This is a genomic window from Rhodanobacteraceae bacterium, from assembly GCA_024234055.1.
Taxonomy (GTDB): Bacteria; Pseudomonadota; Gammaproteobacteria; order Xanthomonadales; family SZUA-5; genus JADKFD01.
Genome location: JACKOW010000005.1, coordinates 26,030 through 51,695, shown reverse-complemented (window position 1 = coordinate 51,695; position 25,666 = coordinate 26,030). Strand labels below are relative to the sequence as shown.

General features: G+C 65.5%; 22 protein-coding genes. 13 read left to right on the top strand and 9 right to left on the bottom strand.

The window, feature by feature from the left end; genetic code table 11:
- Nucleotides 1-47: 47 nt before the first annotated feature.
- From H7A19_10810 to H7A19_10780, 7 genes are all read left to right on the top strand, one after another.
- Nucleotides 48-1,061 carry a 3-oxoacyl-ACP synthase gene (locus H7A19_10810; protein MCP5475314.1) on the top strand — a complete coding sequence of 338 codons (1,014 nt, stop codon included), beginning with the start codon at nucleotides 48-50 and terminating at the stop codon, nucleotides 1,059-1,061.
- A 98-nt stretch (nucleotides 1,062-1,159) separates the two neighbouring features.
- Nucleotides 1,160-1,999, top strand: coding sequence for an MBL fold metallo-hydrolase (locus tag H7A19_10805; GenBank protein MCP5475313.1), 840 nt, complete (start codon nucleotides 1,160-1,162; stop codon nucleotides 1,997-1,999).
- A complete protein-coding gene (locus tag H7A19_10800; protein ID MCP5475312.1) occupies nucleotides 1,996-2,961 on the top strand; it encodes an NAD(P)-dependent oxidoreductase in 966 nt (321 codons plus the stop codon). The genes H7A19_10805 and H7A19_10800 overlap by 4 nt, the downstream gene beginning before the upstream one ends.
- Nucleotides 2,962-2,992: 31 nt before the next feature.
- On the top strand, nucleotides 2,993-4,255 hold the full coding sequence (locus H7A19_10795) for a glycosyltransferase (GenBank protein ID MCP5475311.1): 1,263 nt from the start codon (nucleotides 2,993-2,995) through the stop codon (nucleotides 4,253-4,255).
- Nucleotides 4,252-4,908 (top strand): hypothetical protein, encoded by a 657-nt coding sequence (locus tag H7A19_10790; GenBank protein MCP5475310.1) that lies wholly within the window; start codon nucleotides 4,252-4,254, stop codon nucleotides 4,906-4,908. The genes H7A19_10795 and H7A19_10790 overlap by 4 nt, the downstream gene beginning before the upstream one ends.
- Entirely contained in the window at nucleotides 4,905-6,176 is a 1,272-nt protein-coding gene (locus H7A19_10785) for a glycosyl transferase (GenBank protein MCP5475309.1), read from the top strand. The genes H7A19_10790 and H7A19_10785 overlap by 4 nt, the downstream gene beginning before the upstream one ends.
- A gap of 171 nt (nucleotides 6,177-6,347) precedes the next feature.
- Entirely contained in the window at nucleotides 6,348-7,361 is a 1,014-nt protein-coding gene (locus H7A19_10780) for an RNA methyltransferase (protein ID MCP5475308.1), read from the top strand.
- Nucleotides 7,362-7,537: 176 nt separating this feature from the next.
- On the opposite strand, the gene H7A19_10775 is transcribed toward H7A19_10780, so the two are convergent.
- From H7A19_10775 to H7A19_10760, 4 genes are all read right to left on the bottom strand, one after another.
- Nucleotides 7,538-7,948 (bottom strand): hypothetical protein, encoded by a 411-nt coding sequence (locus H7A19_10775; protein MCP5475307.1) that lies wholly within the window; start codon nucleotides 7,946-7,948, stop codon nucleotides 7,538-7,540.
- Complete coding sequence (locus H7A19_10770; protein ID MCP5475306.1) at nucleotides 7,945-8,199, bottom strand: hypothetical protein; 255 nt, start codon at nucleotides 8,197-8,199, stop codon at nucleotides 7,945-7,947. The genes H7A19_10775 and H7A19_10770 overlap by 4 nt, the downstream gene beginning before the upstream one ends.
- A gap of 28 nt (nucleotides 8,200-8,227) precedes the next feature.
- Entirely contained in the window at nucleotides 8,228-8,677 is a 450-nt protein-coding gene (locus H7A19_10765) for a hypothetical protein (protein ID MCP5475305.1), read from the bottom strand.
- 152 nt (nucleotides 8,678-8,829) lie between these two features.
- The gene (locus tag H7A19_10760; protein MCP5475304.1) at nucleotides 8,830-9,960 is read right to left on the bottom strand and encodes a GGDEF domain-containing protein; all 1,131 of its coding nucleotides are present in this window, start codon (nucleotides 9,958-9,960) and stop codon (nucleotides 8,830-8,832) included.
- A gap of 986 nt (nucleotides 9,961-10,946) precedes the next feature.
- On the opposite strand from H7A19_10760, the gene ltrA reads away from it, so the two are divergent.
- Entirely contained in the window at nucleotides 10,947-12,272 is a 1,326-nt protein-coding gene (ltrA, locus tag H7A19_10755; protein ID MCP5475303.1) for a group II intron reverse transcriptase/maturase, read from the top strand.
- Between the two features lie 305 nt (nucleotides 12,273-12,577).
- A complete protein-coding gene (locus tag H7A19_10750; protein MCP5475302.1) occupies nucleotides 12,578-12,823 on the top strand; it encodes a hypothetical protein in 246 nt (81 codons plus the stop codon).
- Between the two features lie 67 nt (nucleotides 12,824-12,890).
- Here H7A19_10750 and H7A19_10745 read toward each other — a convergent pair whose 3' ends face one another.
- Both H7A19_10745 and H7A19_10740 read right to left on the bottom strand, forming a co-directional pair.
- Entirely contained in the window at nucleotides 12,891-13,061 is a 171-nt protein-coding gene (locus tag H7A19_10745; GenBank protein ID MCP5475301.1) for a DUF2256 domain-containing protein, read from the bottom strand.
- Nucleotides 13,062-13,063: 2 nt separating this feature from the next.
- Nucleotides 13,064-14,614 (bottom strand): deoxyribodipyrimidine photo-lyase/cryptochrome family protein, encoded by a 1,551-nt coding sequence (locus H7A19_10740; GenBank protein MCP5475300.1) that lies wholly within the window; start codon nucleotides 14,612-14,614, stop codon nucleotides 13,064-13,066.
- Nucleotides 14,615-14,943: 329 nt separating this feature from the next.
- Here H7A19_10740 and H7A19_10735 point away from each other — a divergent pair, with 329 nt between their 5' ends.
- The 3 genes from H7A19_10735 to H7A19_10725 all read left to right on the top strand — a co-directional run bounded on the left by H7A19_10735 (nucleotide 14,944) and on the right by H7A19_10725 (nucleotide 19,005).
- Complete coding sequence (locus H7A19_10735) at nucleotides 14,944-16,593, top strand: hypothetical protein (GenBank protein MCP5475299.1); 1,650 nt, start codon at nucleotides 14,944-14,946, stop codon at nucleotides 16,591-16,593.
- Between the two features lie 17 nt (nucleotides 16,594-16,610).
- A complete protein-coding gene (locus H7A19_10730; protein ID MCP5475298.1) occupies nucleotides 16,611-16,835 on the top strand; it encodes a hypothetical protein in 225 nt (74 codons plus the stop codon).
- Between the two features lie 283 nt (nucleotides 16,836-17,118).
- The gene (locus H7A19_10725; protein MCP5475297.1) at nucleotides 17,119-19,005 is read left to right on the top strand and encodes a diguanylate cyclase; all 1,887 of its coding nucleotides are present in this window, start codon (nucleotides 17,119-17,121) and stop codon (nucleotides 19,003-19,005) included.
- 177 nt (nucleotides 19,006-19,182) lie between these two features.
- On the opposite strand, the gene H7A19_10720 is transcribed toward H7A19_10725, so the two are convergent.
- Nucleotides 19,183-21,867, bottom strand: coding sequence for a carboxypeptidase regulatory-like domain-containing protein (locus H7A19_10720; protein ID MCP5475296.1), 2,685 nt, complete (start codon nucleotides 21,865-21,867; stop codon nucleotides 19,183-19,185).
- Between the two features lie 157 nt (nucleotides 21,868-22,024).
- Nucleotides 22,025-22,603 carry a hypothetical protein gene (locus tag H7A19_10715; GenBank protein MCP5475295.1) on the bottom strand — a complete coding sequence of 193 codons (579 nt, stop codon included), beginning with the start codon at nucleotides 22,601-22,603 and terminating at the stop codon, nucleotides 22,025-22,027.
- Between the two features lie 140 nt (nucleotides 22,604-22,743).
- On the opposite strand from H7A19_10715, the gene H7A19_10710 reads away from it, so the two are divergent.
- A complete protein-coding gene (locus H7A19_10710) occupies nucleotides 22,744-23,508 on the top strand; it encodes an alpha/beta hydrolase (protein MCP5475294.1) in 765 nt (254 codons plus the stop codon).
- 119 nt (nucleotides 23,509-23,627) lie between these two features.
- On the opposite strand, the gene H7A19_10705 is transcribed toward H7A19_10710, so the two are convergent.
- On the bottom strand, nucleotides 23,628-25,541 hold the full coding sequence (locus tag H7A19_10705; protein ID MCP5475293.1) for a CocE/NonD family hydrolase: 1,914 nt from the start codon (nucleotides 25,539-25,541) through the stop codon (nucleotides 23,628-23,630).
- Between the last annotated feature and the right edge of the window lie 125 nt (nucleotides 25,542-25,666).

The following is a 25,666-nucleotide window of genomic DNA, read 5'->3' as shown; positions in this document are numbered from 1 at the left end:
GCGGGCCAAACCCGGTAGATTTCGCCTACCTTCAAAGATGCTCGCCGATGACTCCGCCCACTCCCCGCCCGCTGCGCATTCTTGGAACCGGCCTCTCGGCGCCGACGCATTGGGTCGATAGCCGCGAACTCGATCTTCGACTCGGTCTGGCATCGGGCACGGTGCATGCGCGCACGGGCGTGGCGCGTCGTGGCGTGGAACCCGATCGCAACGCGGCCGAGGTTTCCGCCGAGGCGGCGCACGCGGCGCTCACGCGCGCGGACATCGGTCTGGATACGATCGACGCCGTGGTTTGCGCCAACGCCAGTCACGATCAAGCGATGCCCTGCAACGCCGCCTTGCTGCATCGTGCGCTCGGACTGCGCGGGGTGCCGGCCTTCGATGTCAACGCGAGTTGCATCGGTTTTCTGGTGGCACTGGATCTGATCGCATCGCTGCTGGCCAGCGGGCGATATCGCCGCGTCCTGGTGAGCTCGTGCGACCTCGCCTCGCGCGCACTCGACGCGAAGGATCTGGACACTTACGGTTTGTTCGGCGACGGCGCCGCCGCCGCCGTGTTGGAAGCCGCCAACGACTGCGAATCCGGAACGGCCGGGCCGGCGCTATTGGCGGCGCGCTTCGAGACCTGGTCCGAAGCGGTGCACGCCTGCGAAATACCGGGCGGCGGTTCGCGACTCACGCCCGATCGCTATTCCGGAGATTATCGAGAAGTCTGCACCTTCCGTATGGATGGCAAGCGCCTGTATCGCGCGGTGGCCGATCGCTTCGACCCCTTCGTCACGGCCCTGCTCGCCGATGCCGGCCTCGGACTGGATGCGATCAAACGCGTGATTCCGCATCAGGCCTCCGCGCTCGGCATGGCGCACGTGTTTCGCCGCCTCGCGGTGCCGCGCGATCGCATCGAGGACATTTTCGCCGAACACGGCAATCAGGTCTCTGCGTCGTTGCCGACCGCGCTGCACTGCGCGCTCGACAGCGGCCGGTTGCGCGCAGGCGACACCGCGCTGCTGATCGGCACGGGGGCGGGTGTCACCCTCGGCGGCGCGGTGCTGCGGCTGTGAGCGAAGCGTCGGCAGCAGGCGCCAATGCAAACGCGCACTCCTTTCCGCGCGTGCGCCTGGACGTGCTGCGCGTCGGCTACTGCCGCCATCCCGAATGCATGGCGGTTCGCGGCGGCGCCTGGCGAATCGCGGAATTTCCGAATCTGGTCGGATTGATTCGCCATCCCAGCGCCGGCGTGATCTTGTTCGACACCGGCTACGCCGAGCATTTCCTCCGCGCCACCGACGGCTTTCCCGAACGGCTGTATCGCTGGCTGACGCCAGTTTCGCTGCCGGAGCAAGAATGTCTGCACACCCAGCTCGCGCTGCGCGGCATCGCGATGCATGAAGTGCGCGCGGTATTCGCCTCGCATTTGCACGGCGACCATGTCGCCGGGTTGCGCGACTTGCCGAACGCAGCGGTCTGGTGCGGCGCTGAGGCCTTGCGTCTGCTGCGCGGCGGCGGGCGTGTGCGCCTGTTGCGTCACGCCTACTTGCCGGCACTGCTACCGGAGGATTTCGAACGCCGACATCGCCGTATCGAAGATGCGCCGCGGCGCGCACTGCCAGCCCGTTGGTCAGCGCTGGGCGCGGGTCACGATCTGCTCGGCGACGGCAGCCTCTGGGCGGTGCCCTTGCCGGGGCATGCGCGCGGGCACTACGGCCTGTTGCTGCGTCACGACGACGACCGCGAATGGCTGTTGGTCGGCGACGCCGTCTGGCGACAGGCCGAGATCCGCGAGAATCGCCTGCCGGCGCTTCCGACGCGACTACTGATCGACGATATCGCGGCGCATCTCGACACCCGCGTGCGCCTGCATCGCGTGTTTGTCGATGCGCAGCGCGCTAACGATGATGGCATCGCGCTGCTGCCTTCGCATTGCCCGGACAGCTATCACGCACTGCCCGCGTCAATGCGCGAGACCCACGTCGATGCGCGCGCGGAGCGCCCCGCATGAAAATCCTGATCACCGGCGCATCGGGCTTCATCGGCGGACGATTCCTGCAGCGTTTCCGCGAACGCCAGGGCGTTGAACTGCTCGGCATCGGGCGACGGACGCTCGATCTGCCCGATTATCGGTCGATCGATCTGTCGCAGTCGGGCGCGCTCGACACGACCTTGCGTGCGTTCGCGCCCGATGTCGTGATCCACGCTGCGGCATTGGCGTCGCCCTTCGCGCCGCGACGCGAGTACCTGCGGCATAACGTCGAGGCAACTCGCCACACGCTCGACAGTTGCCGCGCGCAGGGCGCGCCGAAATTCGTCTACATATCGTCGAGTTCGGTGCATTACCGGCCCTGCGATCAACTCGGCATTCGCGAAGACGACCCGATCGGACCCGCGTTCGCGAACACCTACGCCGAAACCAAAGCCGCTGGCGAAACCCTGGTGCGCGCCTACGAGGGCGCCTTTGCGATCCTGCGTCCGCGCGCTGTGTTCGGCCCCGGCGATACCGTGCTGTTCCCGCGCCTGCTCGCCGCGGCAAAGCGCGGCAAACTGCCGCGCATCGTGCGCGACGGCCCGCCGGCGATCGGCGATCTGATTGGTGTGGACGCATTGACCGACTACATGCTGCGCGCCGCGCTGATGCCGGAGGCGATCGGTGCCTTCAATCTCAGTCATGGCGAGCCCGTCGCGATGCAGGATTTTCTCGCCGATGTGTTTCATCGACTGGATTTGCCGCCGCCAGGGCGGCGCATCGGCTATCGCACCGCGCGTACCGCCGCCTTCGTCGCGGAAGCGTTGTGGTCGCTGCTGCCGCTGCGCGGCGAGCCGCCGGTCACGCGCTTCGGCGTGGACGTGCTGTGCTTCAGCAAGACCTTCGACATCGCAAAGGCGCGGTCGGTGTTGGGCGAACCTTCGCAAACGCTGGGGCAGGCGACCGACTCGTTCGTCGCCTGGCAGCGCGCGCAACCGTGAGCACGAGGCACGCGCCGGAATGAGTACGACAGTGATTCAGATGCAATCGCTGTTGCACGACAGCGCGTGGTGGTCGGCGTGTCTGATTGCGCTATGGCCTGCGATGGAACTGTGGCGACAGAGCCTCGCCTGGCGTGCGCTACATGCGATGCCGCCGCCGACCGCGCGCACGCCGCCGGCCACACGCACGGAAAGCGGCGGCGACGCCTCAGCCGAAGCCTCGTGGTTTGCCGGCATCGACGTGCTGCAACCCATCCGCAGCAGCGATGCAGGTTTGGACGATGCGCTGGCGGCATCCTTGCGCGAGCTCGGCGCGCACGGCGCGCGTCTGCACTGGTTGATAGACGAGGACGACATCGTCGCCGGCAATGTCGTGCGCTCGTTGTTCAAGGCGCATCCATCGCTTGCGCCGCAGGTGGCCGTCAGCGTGCACCCTTCATGCCCATCCGGAATCAACCCGAAGCTGTTCAAACTCGATCGTGCGCTCGCGCGTTGCGCGGGTGAATCGGTGCTGGTGCTCGACGACGACGCGAACCTGCCGGCGGCCACGCTCGATGCCCTGCTCGGCGCGCTCGATGGGGACTGCGCCGAATCGCCCGTCGTCGCCACCGCCTTGCCCGCGTACCTGCCTGCGCAGGGTCTCGGTGCGCGTCTGCTCGCGCGCTTCGTCAACGACAATGCCGCGCTGACCTATTTGCCGCCGCGGCTTGGGGGCGGCGCGCCGACGCTCAACGGCATGTGCTGGGCGATGCAGCGCGAGAGTCTGCTTCGCATCGGCGGCTTCGCGCCGAGCTTGCCGCACCTGACCGACGATCTGGCGATGGCGCAGGCTGTGCTGCGCGCGGGTGGCCGCATCGAACAGCGCAGCGAGCCGGTGTGGATGCGCACCGTGTTGCCGGACTTTTCCGCGTATCGACGGCAGATGCATCGCTGGATGCTGTTCGCGCAGTTGCTGCTGAGCAGTCAACCTTGGCGCATGCGCATGCGTATCCTGATCGGACACGCGCTGCCGATGGTGCTGCCGCTGATGGTCCTGGTGGTGTTCGCGTGCGCGCCATCGTGGCCCGGATTCGCAGCGCTCGCGCTCGGCGCAGCGCTGCATGTAGGTGGCCGAAGGCGTCTGCAGCGCGCCTGCGCGGGCGCGGCCATCGCGAAAGCCGAGCCGCTGCTGTCGCTGCTGTCCGCCCTGCTGCTGCCCCTGCATGCGCTGCACGCGCTGATCGATCGCCGCATCCGTTGGCGCACGCGGCGGTATCGGGTCTACGCGAACGACTTCTTTGTGGATTGCGAATGAGTGCAGCCACGGCTATGCCGTTCGCGCATGCCCCGCGGATCGCGTTCCTGACCGGTCGCAGTGATCCCGGCCGTTGCGCGCTTTCGCCTGAACAGCGTGCCGCGCTGGATGGATTGGCGGCGGATGCGGTGGAGATCGGGCTCGATCCGCTGAATTTCCCCTGGTGCGATATCGGTCGCGAGAGCGTCCGGGATGACGATGGTGCATGGCGGGAAACGCCGTTGTTGCGTGCGAGCCTCGCCAACGGCCGCCAATATCTTGCGGCGCGGCGCGGCGGTTTCGCAGACCTGCCACAGGAAGCTGTCGCGCAGGCGCGCGAACGCCTGCGTACGCCGTCTCGCACATTGCTGTTGGTCGGTAGTTGCGGCCTGAGTCTGCTCGATGCACTCATTGCCCCGTTCGGCGACGCGCAGCGCGCACGCCTGCGCATCGTCGCCTACGGCGGCGTCGCGCCGCGGTGGCCGCGCAGTGTTGAGGGCGCGCAACTGCGCGGGCGACGCGACCGCATTGCGGCGTGGTTCGGTCCCGACGACGGTCCTGCGCCGCGCACGATCGACTGCGGCCACATGGACTACCTCGCCCGCTCAACCGCGCTCGATGCAGTGCTCGACGCCGCACGCGCGCAATTTGCGTGGTTGCGAGGCTACCCGTGAACGCGACCGATGCCGCACCTGCGCACAGCGTCAAGCCGCGCATTGATCTGCTGGCTCCGCCGTTGGCCGGGCACTTGCATCCGATCCTGGCCATCGGTCGCGCCCTGCAGGACATCGCCGATGTCGAAGTCGTCAGCACCGAGGCCGCGCAGTCGCGGATCCGCGCCGCAGGCTTGCGCGGCCTTGCGCTTGTGCCCGGCGCCGATGCCGCACTGCGCGCGCTCACCGATCCACCTTACGCCATTGGCGCGCATCCGCTGCGTCTGCACGCGCAATTCCAGCAAGCCTTGCGCCTGCAGGCCGCTTTCGCTGCCGCGCTCGATGCGCGTTACCGCGTAGCGCGCGCGGACTTGCTGATCGCCGATTTCACGCTGTTCGTCGCCGGCCCCGTCAGCGCGCGCCACGGCATGCCGTGGTGGACCAGCCATCCCTCGCCCTGCGTGATCGAAGCGCCCGGTGGGCCGCCGGCGTATATGGGCGGCTGGATGCCGGGCCGCAACGCGTTTGGTCGCGCGCGGGATGCTTGCGCGGCGCAGGCGGTGCAGCTGTTCAAACGCGGCGTGCATCGGCTGCATCGAGGCGCGTTGTCCGAACTCGGGCTGGATCGCGTGTATCGTGACGACGGCAGCGAAGCGGCCTACTCGCCCGACTGCGTGCTGGCGTTGGGGCTGCGCGAACTGGAATTCGAACGGCGCTGGCCGGAATCGGTACGCTTCGTCGGGCCGATGCTCTGGAGCCCGCCAGATCGCGGCGAAGCGCCACCGCCCGTGACCGATCAGCCGCATGTGCTTGCGACCCTCGGCACCCATCTCGGTTGGGCGAAGGACGGCTTGGCGCAGCGTCTGCGCGATATCGCGCAACGCAACCGGCAGTGGCGAATGCATTTCAGCGATGGTCGGCACGAGAGCGAAGCGGCAACCATGCGCGATGCGCTGCATCGTCATGCCTGGGTCGACTATCCGTCATGGATTCCGGCGATGTCGGCCGTGCTGCATCACGGTGGCGCGGGTGTGATGTGGGAATGCCTGCGCGCGGGCGTGCCGGCGCTGGTCTTGCCGCAGGACTACGATCAGTTCGACCATGCCGCGCGCCTGGAAGCGGCCGGCGTGGCGTTGCGCCTGCGCCATCCGCGCGAAATCGAATCGGCATTGCGGCGGGTGCTGCAGGGCGATGCGGGGCTGCAACCGGCGCGCTTCGTCGAAGCCTTGCGCCCCGGCGCGGCCGAAGCGCGCGTGCGGACCTTGGTTCGCGAACGCCTTGGCGTTTGAGATCAAGAACTGTGCGGTTGGGTGCCAGGCGCTTGAACAGTGTTGGCTCCCAGCATGACTGGCGCGCGCTGCGCTGTCGCCGCCGCTTTCATGGTTGTCCGGAATTTCGCGACGCCGTCAGCGTCCGTTGATCGCTCGGCAAGGCCGCGCCTTTCAGGCAGCATTGCTGCCATGCAAATCGACGACATTCGCCTGCGCTTGCGCGCGCTCGGGGCCAGGCCGCTGCACGAACAGACGGTGCTCCGGAACTGGACGCGCGCCTGGCCGCTCGGCACCTGCCGCGGTGACCCGGCACGGTATTTCCCGCAGGCCTTGCGTGTGGCACTGCCGGGGCTGGCCGAGGAACTTGCTGGTCTGGTGCGTCTGCAATCGGAGCACCCCAGCGCGGACGGTTCGAAGCGGCTGCTGGTGCAACTTCGCAGCGGACAGACGGTGGAGAGTGTGCTGCTGCCGCGCGAGGGCGTTTGCGTGTCTTCACAAGTGGGCTGCGCGGTCGGCTGCGTGTTCTGCATGACCGGTCGCGAGGGCCTCAAGCAGCAGGTGGGCAGTGCGGAGATCGTCGCCCAGGTCGCGCTGGCGCGCCAGCAGCGCAGCGTTCGCCGGGTGGTGTTCATGGGCATGGGCGAGCCGGCCCACAATCTCGACAACGTCATGGAGGCCATCGAGTTGCTCGGCACCGTGGGTGATATCGGTCATCGGAATCTGGTGTTTTCCACGGTCGGCGATTCGCGCGTGTTCGAGCGCCTGCCACAGGGCCCGGTCAAGCCGGCGCTGGCGCTGTCGCTGCACACCACACGCGCCGAGCTGCGTGCCAGGCTGCTGCCACGGGCGCCGCGCATCGCCCCCCGCGATCTGGTCGAGGCCGGTGAGCGCTATGCGCGGGCGATCGCCTATCCGATCCAGTACCAGTGGACCTTGCTGGAAGGGATCAACGACAGCGACGAGGAGCTTGACGGCATCGTCGCCCTGCTCTCGGGCAAATACGCGGTGATGAACCTCATCCCCTTCAACGCCGGCGAAGGTATGCCCTTCCGGCGACCGAGCAGCGAACGCGCCAGAGAGATGGCGCGACGTCTGCATCGGCGCGGCATTCTGACCAAGCTGCGGCAATCGGCTGGGCAGGACGTGGATGGCGGCTGCGGGCAGTTGCGCGCGCGGGCGACTGGGGGGCGCGGGTTCTTGTAGCCCGGTGTGGCGCGCAGCGGCTCACCGGGGCTCTTTCGCGTCACCGCCCGGAGAGCGCTGCGCGCACTTCGGGCTACATCGAGCCGCTCAGGCGATGGGTTCATGGGAATATCGATACGCAGGCCGAGCGCTCGCCGGGACGACGTCATCAAGCCCACGTCAGCCCGGTACCAGCATCAGACCGCCGGCCCCGACCCCCGAATGCCATAGCGCCACAGGCCGAGCGTGATCAGCAGGGTGGCGACGACCGAACCCCATGCGACAAACTGGATCAGGCTGCCCCAGTTGTTCCAGGCACCCGAGAATCCGTAACAGGCGAGATAGCCGAAGGCTCCACCGTTGCTGACGATACCCACCCAGATCTGCGCCATGGCCCGTCGTCCCTGCAAGGCATCGCGCAGCGCAAATCCGTAGCCCACGCACAAGGTCAGGTAGGCCCAGCCGAGCATGCGCACGAACATGTAGCTGTCCTGGTGCGGAAATCCAGCGGCCTCGATCAGGTCGGCCGGCAGCAGTATCAGCGGCAGCGACCAGAACAACAGCGTGGCGCTGATCTTGAAGACCAGCACACGGGACAGGGCGTTCATGCCGATGTCTGCAGCCAGAACAGAAAGCCCATGGCGGCGCACATCAGCAGCAGGGCGATGGCGAAGAAGCTGAAGCGCGGAGCCGTGCGAGCGCCTCCGGACTCGCGCAGCCGCAGCTTTCGGGCCAGCAGTCCGAGGGCGAGGAAAATGCCGGAGCCGACGAACCAGCCGATCTTGCCCTCGGCAAAGCCGATGACCAGGCAGGCACCGGCCATCAGGAAAAGGGTGGCGATGAAAGCGATGGGGCGCACGGTTTGCTCCGGGACTGAAAGATGGGCGTCAGCTTTCCCCTGACTCACGAATTGCCCCAGGAGCTGCGGTCTGGTCTGGCGGCCCACTTGCAGAACGCGAGTGGTACTTGAACGTCGCTTCCACTGACCTCGCAGCGACAAAAGAGAGGACGCCGAACAGGAACAGCAGGTAATAGCTGGGCCGTCCAGTGTCGCTCGCCTGCAGGTACCAGCCGAGCCAGTTCAGGCCATTCCCAAGGAGAAGGATGATCGCCGCGATTCGCGATCTGTAGATCCACAAGACTGCCGACAACAAGAACAGGCCGACGGCGGTCCAGACAAAGGGCTGTGGTCGCGTCAGTTCGGACAATCCAACCATCAAGGCAACGCTGGCGAAGAGCGCAGCCGTCTGATTGATGGCGCGCGCCGCATCCCGCCCGTCGTTGATGAGATCGAACACGCCTGAAGAGCGCCGCTTTTCAATGGGAATCCTCGGCATGCACGAAAACTCGTTAGTCCTGCGGAAGTGAGAATATATTCCCTCGCGCGCACTTGTCTGAATGGGGCTGCCCGATGGCACGGCGGCGGCAATTGGGCGGGCGCTGGCGCCGATGGTACAGGGACCAGCGCTTCTGGAGACGACTCGCCGCTTCAGCCCAAGACCACCCGATTTCGCCCCCGCTGCTTGGCGGCATAGAGTGCCTCGTCAGCTCGCTTCAGGGCGCCCTGCAGGGTGTCATTACCGTGCACCCGGGTCACGCCTAGAGAGGCGGTGACCCGGCCGGCCGGTTCGATGGGTGTCGCCTCGATGGCCCGGCGCATGCGCTCGGCCATGGCCGCCGGTTCATTCTCCGCCTCAGCGCAGATTGCGGCGAATTCCTCACCACCCCAGCGGGCAAAGATATCGCCGCGACCGAGCAGGCTGCTGCAGCGGCGACCCACCTCGCGGATCACTTGATCGCCCACCGGATGGCCGTACTTGTCATTGATCGCCTTGAAGTGATCGATGTCGAGCAGAATCAGCTGCTGCGGATGACTGCTCTGGGCAATCACGCCAGCCAGACGATCCTCGAACGCACGGCGATTGAACAGATCGGTCAGCGGATCGCGCAGTGCGCGATTGCGAGCCTGAAGCTCGGCCTGGGTCAGTTCGGTCAGACGGCGATCGTTCTCGAGTTGCAAGGGAATCATGATGGCCATCAGCAAGGACAGCGGCCCCAACATCATCATCAGTTCCAGGCCGCGTGCCGACTCGCGCTCGTCGGGATGCGCAATCATGTAGATCAGCAGCGGCAGGGCCACCAGCAACCAGGCGCCCAGACCCAGGCGCAGGGCGGTCGCCGGCTGGAAGAACACCGTGGTGATGGCCAGCAGCGCCACCAGCATCGGGCTTACCGGCGGCAACATCTCGACCAGCGGCCGGGAACCGGGCTCAAGGGCAGCATGAAGGAACCAGGCCGCGGACACGGCCAACAGGCCGATCATCAGCTGCGCATATACCAGCATTGCCCGTCGCGCGAGGTGCGGTCGGAGCAGGATCACGATCAGTACGGCGAGGGTGACCAAGGTGCCGGTCGGAGGGATGACCAGGTCCGGCGGATAACGGGTGTGCGACAAACCATGCGTGAACCAGGCCAGCCCGCCGCCGGAAGCCGCCAGTGCGAGAACGAACACAGCCATGCGAGCCACAAAGCGCTGGCGCGGGCCCAGCACGCGCGTACCTGAGCCCTCGTCAGCCCAAGCTGTCTCCGTTTGCTGATCCTGGTCTGCGCCCTTGATCATCGATGCTCATTCCGATGCCTGCCACGCTGGAGCAGCATAGCGCCGCCGATTGACATGGGAGAGATGCTCGCCCGCGAAGAGTCGTGTTTCCAGGGGCTCGCGGAGTTTCAACCACCGATGTGGATCCTCACTTCCCGGAGCCGATGGGTTGCCGTGAAAGTCGTTCAGGCGAGCGCTGTTGCTCCCTCCCCGATGTTCGGGGAGGGCTGGGGAGGGGCTAGCCCGCATTTCTCACACCTGCGCGTGCAGATGCCGCGAATTCTTTGTGGCGCGCGTTCGATTCATCGCTTGCGGCAATCGCAGGGTGTACGCCTGCATCCGCCCGCTTTGCGGCCCTCGCTGGTTCTTTGCACCGATGGCTGCGTTGCTCGTCGTCGCAATGGAATAACCATTCCTTCTCCTCGCGCCTCGCCCTCGGTGCAAAGCCCTGCGCGATCTTCCGCAACAGGTGTGAGAAATGCGGGCGTGCGCTCTGCAAGCTGCACGCGATCCGAGTTGGCATGAAGCCGACCCACGAAGCCAATGGCATGGCAGTGGTAACCGAGTCTTGCGTGCGCGACCGGTAACGGCGGGTACGAAGCGTAGACAGGAATACACAGAGGTATGAGGTTGAACCCCGAAAATTTCATCGTCGAAGGTGCCGAGGGCTACGCCCGAGTTCCGCAGGCCACACGATCTGGCGAAATGCCTGACCCAGATCGACCTTCCGGGGGCATGGGCTCGTATCGAGGTGTACAGGATTGGTGTGGAACAGAGGAGATCCCGGTGTCACCACAGGGAAGTGGGCACCCGGCACAAGGCAAGAACCGAGTGCAGGGGGGTCAATGGCATGGGGAAGTCGGATGTCGTCGTAGTAGTGATGAAGCCTGCGAAGTCGCAGTTTGGCGAGTGGGTGGAGCGAAGGGCGGCACCGAGCAGGGATCCTGCGGGAGGGAACGATGGGCCGCACGCTGAGGTGGGAACCCATCTGCCCAAGACTTCGGCGGGTGCAGGAGAGGGCGCGAGCCCATCCGGAGGAACAGTTCACGTCGCTGGCCCACTTGCTCGATGAGGGCTCGTTGTTGCGTGCTTACCGCGGTTTGCGGGCGGACGCGGCAAAGGGCATCGATGGCGAGAGCAAGGCCAGCTATGGAAAAGGATTGGCGGCACGGCTGCAGCAACTGCATGAGCGACTGCGCACGGGTCAGTACCGAGCGCAGCCGGCGAAGCGCGCGACGATCAAGAAAGCGGATGGCAGCGACCGGCCGTTATCGATCTGGTGCGTGGAGGACAAGGTCGTACAAGGCGCGGTGACCGAGGTGCTGAACAGCATTTTCGAAGCCGACTTCCGAGGGCTGAGCTATGGCTTCAGGCCGCAGCGCAGTGCGCATATGGCCTTGCAGGCGGTGCAGACGGTGCTGCAGAAAGGACGCGTGAACTGGGTATTGGACCTGGATCTGAAGCAGTGTTTCGATCGCATCGAGCACGAGGCATTGCGACAGGCAATCAGGCGCAGGGTGACCGATCGCAGTCTGTTGCGACTGATCGACAAATGGCTGACGGTCGGGGTGGTGGAGCAGGATGGCAAGCGGACACGGCAAACGTGCGGCACGCCGCAAGGGGCGCCGATTTCCCCGCTACTGGCGAACATCGTGCTGCATGAGGCGATGGACGAGGTGGTGGTGGAATGGCGTCGGACAGCGGCGCGCGGCGAGGTGTACATGGTGCGCTATGCCGATGACGCAGTCCTGATGTTCGAGCATGAGGAGGATGCGGTAGCGCTGCGAGCGGTACTGGAGACGAGTCTGGCGCGCTACGGGCTGGAGATGAATGTGGCCAAGACCCGCTTGCTGGGTTTCGGCCGCACACCGCCGGGCGGGGGCAAATCCGGGAGTTTCGACTTTCTCGGGTTCACGCACATCGCCGGCCAGGATCGCCAGGGCCGCTATCTGGTGCGACGTCAAACGATGGCGAAGCGCTTCCGGCGCAGCCTGACGCTCGCCCGTGAGTGGTGCCGCGCGCACCTGCACGATCCCTTGCGCACACAGTGGGCTGAACTGAGTGCCAAATTGAAAGGCCACTACGCGTACTACGGCGTGCGCGGCAACATGGATGCGCTCAAGCGTTTCCGAGCCGCGGTGCGAGCGATCTGGATCAGTGTGCTGATGAAGCGCAGTCAGACGTCTCGCCTCCCCGTCGTAGTGGCGCTGGTCGACACTCACTTCGCGCTGCCGACTCCCCGCATCACCCACCCGGATGATTGGCTCCCGGTCTCGCCGGGTTACCTGCTTGGAAGAGCCGGATGCGGGAAATCCGCCCGTCCGGATCTGTGAGGGCGAAAGCCTGTAAAGGCTTAGCTACTCGACTAGGCAGGAAAACCCATGCAACGGTCATGGCGGCAAGGACTTTCATGATTGCGAGTGGCTCGCAGCCATGACCGTTGGGGTGATCTGCCGAAACCGCCAGCTGCAGCGGCTAGACTTGGGACTTGTCGCCTGCATCAGACCCGCCCGTGAACCCATCGCCCTCGACCTCGCTCCTGGCCCGTCTGCGCGAGCGCCACCTGCGCCGGTGCTGACTGGCTGGTTTGGTCTGTGCTGGGCGCTGTTGGAGTTCAGTGGCTTTCTCGTCGAGCGCCATGATCGACGTTGCGCTGAGCGCCAATGCGGCGGACATCGCCGAGCGCTGGTTGGCGCCGTTGCAGCGCTCGCGCCCTGGCAGCCCGGAGATTCGCTGGCGCCAGGTTAGCCTGGCCGAACTGCGTGATGATCGCGAGACCCTCAGACGCGAGCTGCCGCCGCTGCTCGCCGACTGGGCTGAGGCTGATCCTGACTTCGAAGCAGCCCGCGAAGCCCGCGCCCTGGCCGAGCGGCTGGCGGGATGAGCGCTGGCTGATCCGCTCCACGCGTCCGAACCAACTGTCGGTCCCGCCTTCGAGTCGTTTTCACCCGCTACTCAGCCCGTGGCTGGCGCTTCGCCAGTAGACGGCAGGCATCCGAGCAGTATTTGACCTGCTCCCACACCTTTTCCCAACGCTTGCGCCAGGTCATCGGCCGCTGGCAATGGGCGCAGAGTTTGCTGGCTCGCGGTGTGGCCCGGCTTTCGCGTGTCTTGGCGGCCATGCTCAGATCGGATCGCCGAAGAGATCGGGCTGCGGGCTGGGGACGGGCAGGGCGCGCTGTACTCGGCGCTTGCGGCTGCCGTGCTTGTCCATCACCTCGCGGCTTTGCTCGTACATGCCCGGACGCCGGCGCCAGGCGGTGAGTCTGGCCCGGGCTTCCCGCGCCGCCTGTTCGTGATCGACGATGGGCCGCGGGTAATCGCGATCCAGGATCACGCCATGCCGCTGCTGCTCGGTCAGACTCATCTGGAAGGGCGCATGGATCCGCGTTGCCGGCAGCGCGGCCAGTTCCGGCAACCAGTGACGGATGAACCTGCCATCGGGATCCTGATCCTGCGACTGCTTGATCGGATTGTAGATGCGCGGAATGTTGATGCCGGTGACGCCCGATTGCATCTGCGCCTGGCTGTAATGGATGCCGGGTTCATAGTCGACAAAGCGCCGTGCCAGGAACAATGCCGGCTGGCGCCAGTGCAGCCACAGATGGTAGCTGGACACCGCCATCAACATCGCCCGCATGCGGAAGTTGATCCAGCCTTCATGATCGAGCATGCGCAGGCAGGCGTCGACAAAAGGCCAGCCGGTGCGGGCCTCGCAAAGGGCAGCGAAGCGTTGATCGTCGAACTCGCCCTCGCGCATGCCGTCGAAGCCGCGATGGATGTTTCGAAATTCGATCTGCGGCTCGGTCTCCAGCTTCTGCATGAAGTGGCAGTGCCAATGCAGCCGCGACTCGAAAGCCTGCAGCGCCCGTGGCTGCGTGGCCAGTTCCGGCGGCAGTTGCACCTGCGCCCGCAGCTGCGCGCGCTTCGCGCGAACGGCGTGGACGATCTCCCGCAGAGACAGCGTGCCCAGGCTGAGGTGCGCCGACAGCCTGGAGCAGGCCGTGGCCGCGCTGAGCGGCGAGGACATCTGGCGGTGGTAGGCCAGGCCCCGATGACTGAGAAAGCTGTCCAACAGTTGCAGGCCCTCGCTGCGTCCGCCCGTCTGCCGGCCGGCGCAGGAATCCGGCGTCATGCACTGGCGCATCTGCGCAATGCAGGCTTCCAGCTGACCGTTGCCGCGCACCCAGCGGGTGCCGGCCTCTTTCGCCGGGCTGGGGCTGCCGATCAGCGCTTCCCACTGCTGCGCCCAGCCCTGGCGCCGTTGCAGCCCGCGCACCACGCCGAACTGTCGATACTCATGCCAGGGCAGTCCCAGTTCGCGCAGGATCAAAGCGACGCGGCGGTCGCGGGCATAGGTCCAGCCATTGCCGCTTTCCTCGTGCGAACGCACGGCACCGAGCGGATGGCGCGCGTGCAAGCCGCGGAGTACCTCACCCACCTCACCGACGTGCACTTCCAGCGATCCGCCCCGGGCGATCAGTTGACGCTCCAGCTCTCGCAGGGAGTCGCACAGGAACTCGAACTGGCGGGCGCTGGTGTCGGGCGCCTGCCAGTAGCCGGGTTCGAACACGTACAGGCCGAGCACGCCACGCGCGTCCGCGCTGGCGCTTGCGGCGGCATGATCGACCAGCCGCAGATCGCGCTTGAACCAGACCAGGTCGAGCTTGCTCATGAGCACTCCGCGGGGCAGCAAGCGGTAGGCTGCCGCAGGCCGTGTAGACAAAATGCGCGCGTGGCCCGCGCAATCAGGTGAGCACCCGCAATCGGTGGGAGCGGCTTCAGCCGCGATCGGGTTTTCCAGAGGCTCGGTCGCGGATGAATCCGCTCCCACAGGATGGCTTCTCTCGCGTCGGCGAGTCCTCACTGCCGCTTCGGGCAGGCGCCGCTGGCCGGAGCAGCAGTGCATTCGGCATGTCTGATCAGCGTCGCTTGAGCCCACCGCAACGAGTGTCCCCCGTCAAAACGTATGATGACGGTCCTTTTCGACGCCCTCGATCGCGCATGCTGACCCGCTCCCTGTGGATGTGTTTCGCTCTGCTGTTGTGCACGGTGGTCCGAGCCTCCGACTTTGGCTGGAATCCGGATCTGGACGCACACAAGCGCTTTCCCAGCCATGCTGGCTTCATGGCCGTGCATCTGATCGACAATGTCGAAACACGCTGGCCGGAGTTTGCAGGGTGGAGCGGTCTGGTCGTCAGGCGGGTGGACGGGCCCACGCGGCGCTACACGCTTCAGAGCGTCAGGACGGCGTTCAGCAGCGGCCAGATCTTCGTGGGTACCCTGCCGGCGGGTGACTATCTGATCGAACGGATCTGGGGCGGCGATCTCCGCGCAGGTGCATCTTCAAGACGGGAAGCGGAAGCGCCCGAGCCACTGATGGCCTTCCGCATTGAAGCCCGGCGTTTCACCGATGTAGGAACGCTGGTGCTTCATTTCGGACCGGCAAAGAAGCGCAACTTCACGCCTCTGGGTTGGATGACCAGCTTTGACGGCTGGTGGCAGCGCACACCCGCACGCCCCGGGCTGTTGGGGTGGTTTCGGGCCAGCTACCCCAAGCTGGCGACTTTGGCGCCTGCACGTCAGCTCTATGATCCGCAATCGCGGAGCTACGTCAGTGCCGAACAGTGGGCGCAGCTGAAGCCGGTTGCCTTGCCCGACGACGAGGTGCTGCCCAATCACGGGGTCGGCCGTCGCCTGGATGGCGGCAGCCTCGTATTGCCGGGTCAATTCGGACAGATTTCGATGCGTGCTGCCGACGGCCGCTGGTCCACGCTGTACACCGGTTTCAGTGCCGACATCAATGACGTGCTGGAATTGGAGGATGGCTGGCTGATCGCCGGTGATCGCGGTCTGCTGGCGCATTCCGAGCCCGGAGCGAGTGACTGGCAGATGTATGCCGATGTACCGAGCGATCAGGCCTATGACTGGCTCGGCCGTGCTGGCGATCAGCGCATTTACGCGCTCGGCCATTCGCAGCAACGGGCGGTGTTGATGCAACTGTCATCTGACCGGCGACGCTGGACACAAGTCGCCAGTTTCGGCGCGCGACAGGGCTTTCGGGCAGGCGTGGACAAGCGCGCCAGTGTGCTCGGCAGCGATGCGGACGCCCTGCGTATCGCCGTCGGCGCCAAGCGCTGGCGCTATCATTTTGCCGACGGTCAGTTGATGGCAGCAGGCAAGGACCGGTCGGTGGCGGGGGTGCGCGCCCAGCCCAATGGTGCCTTGCTGGCCACCAGCGGCGACGATATCGCCACGCTGGACTACCTCTATTCCACCGATCAGGGCAACAGCTGGACGCCGATCCGACGCCCTAGTGGCCTGGGCAATCTCGCGCCGGCACTGCGCGATTCCTCGCCCTATGTCGATGATCAGCATCGGGTACTGCTCATCGCGCCGAAGGTCTCACGCGACAGCCGCTTGCGTATTGTCGCCAGCAAGGACTTCCATCTGCAGCGTTCGGAGGCACCGCGAGAACGGATGGGCTGGGAGGCCATCGTGCAGATGCCTGCCGGCTGCCATCACTTGCTCGGCAGCGTCTCCAGCGACGCCGAACTGTTCGTGCAATGCCAGGACCTCAGCATCCTGCGCAGCAGCGATGGCGGCAAGACCTGGGGCCTGGAGCGTTCGTCGGCGCCGGCAGCTGCTGATTAGGACCCGCCGAGCCGCTGTTGGCACCCAATCTGGTCGGTGATGACGCCTTGCCGCCCGGCTGGACCGCCGCCGCCCGTCGCCATCTGCTGGCAGGCGATATCGCCCTCGCGCGCGGACTGCAGCCCGAGGCGCTGGACCATTTTCCGCTTGGACTGGCCCGGCTGCTGCAGGCGGGCCTGTCGGATCACCCCCCTGCAGACGCGACTCCAGGCGCGGCTGACACAGGTGGACCCGGCCGATGACAAGTCCCCATGACACTCGCCGTCTCCAGGGTCTGCAGGCCCCGCTGCATTTGACCCAGGACGACACGCCCTAGCGCAATCGCCCGCCCTGTGGGCGGCTGGCGTATTCTTGCCGTCGGCAACGCCTCACCGTTCCTGGGCCATCCTGATGCGACTGTGGCAGATCCTGTTTCTTGTCGTTTGCACGGGTGCGCTCGCTCTGAGCACACCGGCGGCGTTTGGGCAGGCCACCGAACCCATGGCAACGCCGGAGTCGCCGCAGGGACCCACTCCGGACAGGGCGATGGATGGTGCCCTGACGGCACGCATCGCCGAGGCTGAGCGGCTGGCCTCCAGCGGTGATTACGAGATGGCCGAAACTGTCCTGGAGGAGGCGGCGCGTGGTGCCGAAAAGACCGGCCCGGCGGCGCTGGATGCGGTGGACCGGGTACGGGCGCAGATCGAGTTCCGCCGCGGTCGCTACGACGAGGCAATGGCTCTGTTCCAGGGCATTCTGTCACGCGCCGAGCAGCGCCGTGATCTGCCGACATTGGCCCAGGCCGAATCCGACATCGCCTCATTGTGGCGGCGACGCAGCAATCTGGCCGAAGCCATCGAGGGCTATGAGCGCGCTCTGGCACTGTATCGCGGACTGGCGGATCGCGGCGGAGAGGCGCTGGTACTCACCCAGCTGGGCTTGATTCGACTCAATCAGGGCGAGTTCTCGGTTGCGCTTGAGCTGTTGCGAAAAAGTCAGGAGCTGCAGGAAACCGGTGCCAGCGCGGAACTGGATCGCACCTTGCACTATCTTGGCTTGCTGTACGCCGGCATGCGCGAGTACGACACCGCGCTGACCTTTCTGCAACGTGGTTTGGTGGAGGCGCGCAAGACCGCGGAAGCCTCGCGCGAGGCCCCGCTGCTTGGCAGTCTGGCGCGGGTCAGCAACTTTCGCCGCGAATATGCCGAAGCCCTGGAGTTCTCGACCCAGGCTGAACGCCTGGCCGAACGTCTGGACAGTCCGCCAAGTCGGGCCTATTCCAAGCTTGAGCATGGACGTGCCTTGCTGGGCCTGAACCGTATCGAAGAAGCCCGCACGGTGCTCGAAGAGGGCGAGCGCATCGCTGCTGCCATCGGCCAGCAGGGCACCCGCGCCGACTACCTCGGGTTGCTGGCCGAGATCGCGCAACGCCAGGGCCGTTCGGATGAGGCGCTGCAACTGTGGGACACGGCCTTGCCCACCTATCAGCAGGGTCATGACCAACCGCAATTGCTCAGTACCTATCGAGCCATGATTCCGGTGCTGCGCGACCGCGGCCAGCTGGAGCGCGCAGTCGAGATCGGATTGAAGAGCCTGGCGCTGCAGGAACACCTCACCGGGCTGGACATGAACCGTCGATTGGCAGTGCTGGAGTCGCAGCATCGGCAACAGGAAGCCGCGCGCCAGATCGAGTTGCTGCAACGCGATCTCAAGATCCAGGCCCTGGGGCTGAGACAGGAGGAGCTCAAGCGCTGGATTGCCGTGGGCGCGGTGGTCAGTCTGGCCATGATCCTGGGCTTGCTGTGGATGCGCTATCGCGAGAGCCAGCAACTGGGGCGCCGGCTGGAAAGCGCCAATCAGGCGCTGCTCAGCAGTCAGTCCGAATTGAGTCAGGCCCATGCCGAACTCCGGCGCAAGGCCGAGGCCCTGGCCCGTGCCGCGAGCACCGATGTGCTGACCGGGGTTGCCAACCGGCGGGCCTTTCTGGAGGGCTTCAGCCAGTCCTGGGATGAGGCGGTGTCCGATGGCGGCGAGTTGTCGTTGGTGTTGATCGATATCGACGACTTCAAGAAGGTCAACGACACGCTCGGACATGCCGTTGGCGATGCCGCACTCTGCGCCTTGGCCGAGTGTCTGCAATCGCAGTTGCGCCCGGACACGCCGCTCGCCCGCTGGGGTGGGGAAGAATTCGCGGTGCTGGTGCCCGCCAATGCCGATGCGGCCGCCACCCTGAGCGAGCGCCTGCGCGCCGCCGTGGCCAGAATGACGCGGAAGGATATTCCACGACTGACAGTCAGTATCGGCGTGGCCAGCCTCGCCGGCCGACGCCTGGCGCGTCAGGAGGCCCTGTTCGAGGAGGCCGATGGCGCGCTCTACCAGGCGAAGGCGGCCGGGCGTGACCGGGTGCAGGTGGCGCGCGGGGCAGGCCGATAACGCCGGTTGATCCACCCCCCTGGAGGACCAATCCGAGCCGCCCGTGTCGGCCCGGCTATGCCCACGGGGCAAGCGTGCTCTTGCAGGTCCAGACTTGTCTGGACGCTCCTTGCCGGGGCCAGTCTTGGCCCGGCAGATCGCCGCCGCCAGGATCAACTGGCGGCGGCACAAGCCCTGCTAATCGTCGAATGAATCGTCAAACAACGCGCCAGCGGACTCGGGCATCAGGCGGATGGTGATGCCCTGGCTGTCGATGGCATGGTTGGCGTTGATGGTCTCACCCAGATTGATGTCGCAGAGGTTGAAGATCGCTGGTCCCAATGGGCACCGGATGTTGCGGTAGATCTCGTTCACATAGCCGCCGCCGGTGCTGGTCGAAATCTTGAATGTCTGGATGTAATTCTCGTTGATGGCCAGTGCGAATCGGCCATCCGGGCCACTGAGCACGGAACCACTGGGGTAGGACGCGCCATTCAACCAGACATCCAGAATCGCGCCATTGATGGGAAGCCCCGTGCTGGCGTCGACGATTCGGCCTTTCGCTCCGCGGCGCAGACGAAAATCGAAGTCGATGCCGGTCAGGGGCGTTGGCCCCACAACCATGGTCTGGCCCAGCGTCGTCGAGTCGCAGGCGCTGCCCGCACAATCGATGCCCGGATAGATCTGGCCAAAGTGCGCAACCTGCCAGGGCACGGAGGCCCGATAGGTGCCTGGGTCGACATCCGACAGCGAGTAACCGGTGCCCACCCACTCGACGGCGCCGCTGAAGGTTGAACCGTCGGCACGGCGCAGGTTGATCTGCGGATAGTAGTAATTCGGCAACGCACTGCCTTCGATCGTCATGTTTCCGCTGATGCGACCGCTGGGTGTCAGTGCGAAGTCGAAACGATAGGTGGCCTGGCTGGTACCCACGCTCACTGGTGTTGCCGTCGGGCACACGGTCGCGCCGTTGACCACGCTGCAGGGCGCATCGGGAAACGCCACGTCGACATGATTCGGCGAACTGGTGATCACCAGGTAGGTGCCTGGGCGCACGTATGGCAGCAGGTAATCGCCGTCCGTATCCGTGTAGTCAGATCCGCCGTAGCCTATGCCCAGCGACAGCATGGAGGTGAGCGCGCCATCCACCGGTTCGCCACTGACCGCGTCGGTCACGGTGCCGACTACCGAAGGAAACGGTCGCACGTCGACAAAGACCTCCTGGGTGCCCGGCGTGCCAGAGATCGTGATGGTCTGACCCTGGGTCAGCATCGTTGGGCAATTATCCAGACAATCGATGTCGGGATAGATGCGCCAGAAGCTGGCGCCGTTGTATCCGGCCTGCAGATAGAAGCTGCCGACCGGCGGGTCGTTCATCACCACGGTGCGATAGCCAGGCACGCTGCCTTGATAGTAGGAATAGGCCGACGCCGCAATCTGGCTGCTGGCGTACAGCAGTCGGGCTTCGGCACTGGCGCTGGTCTGAGCCAGAATCGGGATATGGATCAGGAGCTTGCGGACGGGCGTCAGATCGGCGGTCAACTCCCGGAAGAACGTGCCTGACGGCGTGAACATGACCGGCGTTCCCAAGGACGGTTCGCAATAACCCTGGCAGGCGATGTTGTCATAGACCTCGGACTGGTAGCCCTCAGCACCGATGGTGACGCGGTAGTCCACGTCCGGCCACAGTCCGGTGAATCGAGCGCGGCCCGTAGCATCGGTGTAGCTGCTGGTCACGGTATTGCCATCTCGGTACAGGACCACCGATGCCGCCAGCGGCCGAGCGTCCACGGCGTCGCGAACCAGAACCTGCAGCGATCGGGCAAGGCCAAGGTCAAAATTGATGTTGGTGGTGGTCTGGCCGTCGACCACGGCAATCTCGGTGAGTGCGCTGGCATTGCAGGCGTACAGATAGTAATAGTCGCTGTTGCTGCACGGGACCTTGTCGTAGGCCTCGTGAAGTACCGAGGTTTGCAAAGAAGAACTCGCCGCCGTGCGTGCGTAGTAATTGCCCGGACTCAGGGCAGTCAGCGCGTAGCTGCCGTTGGCTACGGCTTGGGTCTGTCCCTGGTAGTAGCCACCGGGCGTCGAGAAATAGGACACGATCAGCCCGGCCGGGGAGCCAGTGCCGGCAGGCGTGAGGCTGATCGTCCCGGTGAAGCCGCCGGCCAGAATCGCCTCGATCCGCGCTTCCAGCGGCGCCAGCGCATCCAGATTGCGGACCCGTACGAAGCCTGTCTGCGCCGCCGGCAGCCGCGCCAGTGCCTGCAAGCCATAGTAATCGTCGTTGACGAGCACGGCCTGGTCATCGCCGCACTGCGCAAACACGGCTAGATCCACGTCGCCGGTACTGCCCAGGGTTGATACCGCGACCGATCGGTCCGAGGCCTTGACCTGCAGCCAGAACTGATCGCCCGCCCGTCCAGCCGGCGCCAGATCGGTTGACATGGGCTTGTCGAGTTCGATCGGCCACGCCTGCTCACAACTGGATCCCAGGCTGCCGGCCGATCTGGCCACCACCCGCTGTCCGGCTTCGAGCGTGGTGTAGGGAAGGGGCATGTTCTCGCCGCGCGCGAGCTTGTCGTTGTACAGGCGCGCGTTCTGCAACACGCCGCGCAATTGATCGAGTTTGACGGTGTCGGCGGGCATGGCGTCCTGGCGACTGGCCCATTGCGCTGTACCGTTGCGGATCTCCCTGTCGATCCGGTCCAGCGTGCCGGTGTCCAGCGCCTCAGCCGAGCGCTGGGCGCTGGCGATACTCTGGTTGAGCTCGCGTTCCAGTCGTTGCGCCAGGGCGCTTGGGTGGGCATTTCCATCAAGCGCATACGAGGGTTGCGCAGCCAAGGCCGACAGCAACCAGGGAAGCAGGCAGATCAGACGCATGTGTGGGCGTACCGAAGTCGAGAATCCTTGAGCATACGCGTTAATGGCGACTTGTAAACGATCGTGTCCTGGCATTGGCGAGGCCGGGCCCGATTGTCCTCGGTTTGCCGCGAATCAGCCGTGGTCAAGCGCAGCCCCGGCCACCCGCGGCATGTGGTCAGCCCTTGCCCGTTGCCCGCCGCAGATTGGCGCGCGCCTGAGCATCCCAGCGGGCGTGGCCGTCATCGCTGAGGTAGATGCGCGGGCGCGCCAGCAGGCCGGCCAGGAAGCGACGGCGCTTGAAGCGGTAGACGAATCCGGGCACCACGCCTGCGTATTCCTCGGCGATGGCGGCATCGTAGTGGTCAAAGGCCGCAGCCTCGGTGCCGAGGATGGCCATGTCGCAGTCGAGGAATCGTGCGGCGTCGGCATCGACGTCCTGCGGGCGCAGCGATCCATGACGAGCTGTGAGCGTGATCAGTTCGCAGACGCGATCAAGATCGATGCCCGGCGCGTCGGCCAATTCATGCCGTGCCAACTCGGCGCTGCGGCGCTCATTGTCCGAGCGGCCGGGCTGGTAGATGGCATCGTGGTAAAGCACCGCCAGATAGACCTCGCGCGGCTGTTGCCAGCCCGGACCGGCGGCCAGTTCATGGTAGTGGCGCAGCACCTCGAGCACATGGCCGAAGTGATGGTAGGCGCGTGGCGGGTGCTGGTAGGCGTCGGTCAGCGCCTCCCGGTGCGGCTCGGGCAGCAGCCAGCCGTCGGCGCTGCGCAACAGGGAATCGGGAGAGGTCCAGTCGATCGACATGAGCAAAGCGATGCTGCTACCCGAATGGGCGGTGTGTGTGGCCATTATCGGCCACAATGCTCGCGTTTCCCGCACCGAGTTTCCGGATGCTGCGCATGCTGAGTTTTCTGGTGGCCACGGCCATCGCCCTCTATCTGTTCCTCTGCGCTTTTCTGTGGGCGTCGCAGACACAGATGATCTTCCTGCCGCAAGGTACTCGGGTCAGGCCGCAGACCACCGATTTCGAGTTGTTCAGCGACGGGCTGCGGCTGCGCGGCTGGTGCGTGAACCCTGGCCAGTCGCGTGCGCTGATCTATTTCGGCGGCAATGCCGAGGCCATCAATCATCAGCGCGAGCGCTTTGCCCGTTGGTTTCCGCAGCACACGGTCTACCTGCTGGCCTATCGCGGTTACGGTGCCAGCGAGGGCAGTCCTTCGGAGGTGGGCCTGAAGCAGGACGCGCTGACCCTGTATGACCACATCGCCGGCGACCACACCCGGATTGATGTCATTGGACGCAGTGTCGGCAGCGGCGTTGCCCTGCATCTGGCGGCACGGCGTGCGGTCGGCCGACTGGCGCTGATCACGCCCTATGACAGCCTGGTGGCAGTGGCTGCCAGACACTATCCGTGGTTTCCCGTGCGCTGGCTCTTGCACCAGCGCTTCGAGGCCACTGCCGACGCAGTCCGGGTGCAGGTGCCAACCTTGCTGCTGATTGCGCGCCAGGACGAGATCATTCCGCCGGCCCATGCCGAGGCCCTGACGCGGGCCTTCAGCAACTCGCCCGAGATCCAGTGGCTCGATACCGATCACAACACGGTGGAGAAGGATGCACGATTCGCGCTGGCGCTGCAGCGCTTCTTCCGCGAGTAGCTGTAGCCCGGGTAAGCCGCAGACGCACCCGGGGGTATCGCTGGTATTCCTGGGTGCGCCTGCGGCTTACCCGGGCTACAGACGCGGCATCTGCGGATGATCGCCTTCAGTCGGGGCGCTCAATCGACTGCCGCATCCGCTGCCGGCAATACCCGCACTTCGACACTGCTGGCCTGCTCCGGCGAGCGATGGATCCGGTGGGTGGCGCGCACGAAGTCTTCCGCTTTGGCTTCGAAGATGTTCGGCACAAAGGTCTGCGGGTTGCGGTCGATGAAGGGAAACCAGCTCGATTGCACCTGGATCATGATGCGATGCCCGCGCTGAAAGGTATGGAAGACGTCGTTGATGGCGAAGTTCACCGGGGTGGCGAGGTCTGGCGTGAATGGCAGCGGCCGTTCGTAGGATTCGCGGTAACGGCCGCGGAAGGGTTCGCCGCGCACCAGCGTCTGCTGGCCGCCGCGGTTCTTGCGGCCGGATTCGAAATCGTTCTCGTCCCAGCCACGCGGCTCGCCGGGTGACACATCGATCAACTTGATCACCACGTCCGCGTCGGTGGCGCTGGTGCTGAACCAGAGATCGGCGTGCAGCGGGCCGGCCAGCGTCAGATCCTGTTCCAGCGGCGCGGTCTGGTAGACCAGCACATCGGGACGGCGGGCGGCAAAACGCTGATCCTCGGCCATGTAGTCGCGGCTCCAGCGCTGGCTGATCTCCTGGGTGTAGGGCACCGGTTTGGCCGGGTCGCTGGGGTAGTCATCGGCACCATCGCTGGTGGGCGGATTCCAGTCGAGTCGGCCCTCGGCATGGAAATACAGACGACGCGCTTGCGCTGCGGCCGGGGGCCATTGCTCGAAGCGGCGCCAGCGGTTGGCTCCGGTTTCGAACACCAGCGCCTCGGGCAGTCCAGCGTCCTCGGCGCCCTTGAGATGCTGCTTGAAGAAGGCCAGTGCCAGCGGCTGGAAATACTCAGCGGTGTTGAAGCCGAATTCGGCATCGCCCAGGCGATCGCCCTTGCCACGCGCCCAGCCGCCATGCGGCCAGGGGCCCATCACCAGCGTGTTGCGCGATTTGGGATTCAGACGCTCGATGGCGGCGTAGGTCTGCAGTGGGCCATAGAGATCTTCGGTGTCGTACCAGCCGCCAACTACCAGCGTGGCTGCGCCGACATTTCTCAGATGCGGCAGGATGCTGCGCGCTTTCCAGAATTCATCGTAGTCCGGGTGAGCGACGATATCGCTCCAGAAGGCCACCGGTTGCTTGAACCGTCCGGGGACATTCGACAGCGGTCCAAGCTCAAGGAAGTACTGCCAGGCATCCGGCGTACCGAAATCGAAACGCTCCCAGGATTCATCGTCGGTGGGTGCGGGGCGCGGTTTGCCGAAGCCGGAGAAGAAGGCATAGGCGAGTTGCAGATTGAAGGCGCCGTGGCGATGCATGTCGTCGCCGCGCCACCAGTCGGCGATCGGTGCTTGCGGCGACACGGCTTTCAGCGCCGGATGGCTGTCGATCGCCGCCATCGAGGTGTAGAAGCCGGGATAGGAGATGCCCCACTGGCCGACCTTGCCATTGTGATGGGCCACGTGCTGCAACAACCACTCGATGGTGTCGTAGCTGTCGCTGGATTCATCGGTCTCGGTGCCGGCCTTGTTCGGGCGATGCGGGCGCATGTTGACGAATTCGCCCTCGCTCATGTGCTGGCCACGCACATCCTGGAAGACAAAGATGAAGCCCTCCTTCTCGTAGTCCTCGGTGGGCCCGAGCGTGGCCTTGTAGCGATCAAGCCCGTAGGGTGCCACCGAGTACGGCGTGCGCACCATCAGCAGCGGATAGGTCTTGGCCTTGCTGGCATCGTTGGGCACATAAACCGCAGTGAACAGGCGCACGCCATCGCGCATCGGAATGCGGTACTCATACTTGGTGTAGCCGGCGCGGATGGCCTCGGCGCGATCGCTCGGGGCTTCGAGCGTGACTATGGCGTTCGCCGCGGCGACGTCGGTGAGATCAGGCTCGGTACCGGGTGTCTGCGCACCGGCCATGCCGGCCAGCAGACACAAGCTCCATGCTGCGCGCATCGCTCACTCCAACCCGATTTTGGAGCGTCGAAGATAGCGCAGGCTTGCTGTGCAATCCGGTTTGCTGTGGGTGGTCATCTCGCGACCAG